The following is a 2,368-nucleotide window of genomic DNA, read 5'->3' on the forward strand; positions in this document are numbered from 1 at the left end:
GGGAGGGGCTCAGGGCGCGGCGGCGAAGGCCGCCTCCAGGCGCGGGACGTAGTCCGCGAGGTCCTGCGCCCAGCAGCCCGGGGTGTGGCCGCCGTGGCAGTCGGCGCCCCAGCCGGTGCCGTCGCCGTAGCCGACGTAGCGGTACGGCAGGCCGAGCGCGTCCAGGCGCTGCTTGAGGCGCTTGGCGGTGCCCTCGGCCCAGAACTCCATGTCGGCGGGGTTGTTGTTGCCGTTGCCGGTGTAGACGGTGATGCCGGTGTGCTCCAGCAGGGCCGCGCGCGAGACGGGGTCGGCGGCGTTCCAGCGCCAGTCGGCGTTGAACACCGGGTACGGGGTGCCGAAGATGGCGTCGCTGGAGACGGTGGGGCCGAAGTCCAGGCCGCAGGGGTGGCCGTCGCTGGGGCCGCAGAGCACGGTGCCGGCGTTGGTGAGGGTGGCGACCACGGCGCCGCGGATGATCATCTCGTCGGTGGAGAGGTCGTTGGCGCCGGACATGGTGAGGACCTGGCCGAACAGGTCGGGGCGGTCCTGGGCGTAGTGCAGGGCGCCGAAGCCGCCCATGGACAGCCCGCCGACGGCCCGGTGGGCGCGGTCGGTGCGGGTGCGCAGGTTGGCGTCGACGAACGGCAGGACCTGGGTGAGGTGGAAGGTCTCCCAGTTCTGGGCGCCGGCGGCGGTGTTCTGGTCGAGCCAGTCGGTGTACCAGCCGCGCAGGCCGCCGTCCGGGATGACGGTGATCATCGACTGGGCGGCGGTCAGCGCGGGGTAGGCCAGGGCCGGGTCGCTCGGGTTGTCCGAGGCGCCGTGCAGGAAGTACAGCACCGGGTAGCGCTTGTCCGGCCGCTGCGCGTAGTCGGCGGGCAGCAGGATGCGGATGGTGTGCGGCCCGGCGACCTTCGCCGTGGTGACGGTGATGACGAAGTTGGTGGCGGTGCCGGTGGCGGCGCCGACCTGGGTCAGCCCGAAGCCGTCGGTCAGCGGCGGCGGTGCGTCGGCCCCGTCCCGTACGGCGGCCTCGGCGCGTACGGCGGCCTCGGCGCGTACGGCGGGCGCCGCGGGTGCTGCGGGCGCCGCTGTGGCGGAGGCCGCGGGCGTCGCGGCGAGCGGGAGCAGGCAGGCGGCCAGGGCGGCGAGTGCCGCGCGGGCGCGCCGGAGCCGGGCAGGGGGCATGGGCGTCCTCGACCTTCAGCGACCTTTGGCAATCTTCGGCAATCTGACTGATCGCCGACAACTCTTGTCAGTGGGCCCGCCCCGACGCCAGGGTCCCCGGCGGCGCACCTGGGCCACTGGCGCATGTGCGCCGCAGGCGCGGGTAGGCTCCCCCAAGCCTGCCCTGGACATGACATGGTGGCGGGACACGATGACTGGGGGGCGTCGTGCACGACGTGCTGGAACCGGACTCCGAACGCGGCCGCGTCTACCACGGCCTGGTCGGCCGGCCACGGGCCCGCGTGCCCGAACTCGCCCGCGAGAGCGGCCTGGACGAGGACGCCGTCCTGGCCGTCCTGCGCGACCTCGCCGACGAGGGCGTCGCGGTGGCCTTCGACACCACCGACAGCGCCGACGACCGCGACCACGCCTGGGAGGCGCTGCCACCCGCCCGGGTCGTCGAAGCGGTGCTGCAGCACGACGCGCTGCGCCAGGCCACCGCCCGCCGGGCCGGCGCCGAACTGGAACGGCTCTACCGCTTCGCCCGCCGCGACACCGGCAGCTACGGCGCCCTGGAGGTGGTCGAGGACCCCGCCGAGGTGCTGGCCGCCAGCCGCCGCCTCCAGCTCGCGGCCCGCCACCAGCTACGGGTCATCGACGTGCCGCCGTACTCCGGCAGCCCCGCCCACTACCTCGACCAGGAGGTGCTGCAACGCCGCCGGATGGCCGCGGGCGTCAACTACCGCGTGATCTACCAGGGCTGCGCGTTCCAGGACCCGGTGGTCGGGCCCAACATGGCGCGGATGATCGAGGCGGGGGAGCAGGCCCGCACCCTGGACGAGCCGCCGCTCAAACTCGCCATCGGCGACGACGACCTGGCCATCGTCACCCTGCCCGCCGACGACCGGCCGGGGGTGGTGTCGCTGCTGATCCGGCCCTCCGGACTGCTGAACGCGCTGACGGCGGTGTTCGAGACGCTGTGGCGCCTGGCCGTGCCCGCGTCGATGGCCGAGGTCGACCTGCGGATCGACGAACGCGACCGGCGGATCCTCACGCTGATGGCGGGAGGTGCGACGGACGATGCCATCGCCCGCCGGCTGGGGCTGGGGCGGCGCACCGTGGTGCGCCGGGTCTCCACCCTGCTGGCGCACCTGGGCGCCACCACCCGGTGCGGCGGGCCGGCGCTCAGTCCATCCGGCGCGGCCCGCCGAGCACCTGC

At 74.7% G+C, this 2,368-nt stretch carries 2 protein-coding genes; one reads left to right on the forward strand and one right to left on the reverse strand.

Going from position 1 to position 2,368, the window contains the following annotated elements:
- Positions 1-9: 9 nt before the first annotated feature.
- On the reverse strand, positions 10-1,170 hold the full coding sequence (locus ACIQOV_RS37755; RefSeq protein WP_401055299.1) for an alpha/beta hydrolase: 1,161 nt from the start codon (positions 1,168-1,170) through the stop codon (positions 10-12).
- Between the two features lie 206 nt (positions 1,171-1,376).
- Here ACIQOV_RS37755 and ACIQOV_RS37760 point away from each other — a divergent pair.
- The coding region (locus ACIQOV_RS37760) for a hypothetical protein (protein ID WP_401055300.1) at positions 1,377-2,368 on the forward strand (992 nt) is incomplete at its 3' end.

Origin of the sequence: Kitasatospora sp. NPDC091257 (genome assembly GCF_044757675.1) — a bacterium.
In the GTDB taxonomy this organism is placed as follows: domain Bacteria; phylum Actinomycetota; class Actinomycetes; order Streptomycetales; family Streptomycetaceae; genus Kitasatospora; species Kitasatospora lactacystinica.

Excerpts from the sequence above, each read along its gene's own strand:
- ACIQOV_RS37755 (WP_401055299.1), bottom strand. The coding sequence starts at position 1,170 with ATGCCCCCTGCCCGGCTCCGGCGCGCCCGCGCGGCACTCGCCGCCCTG.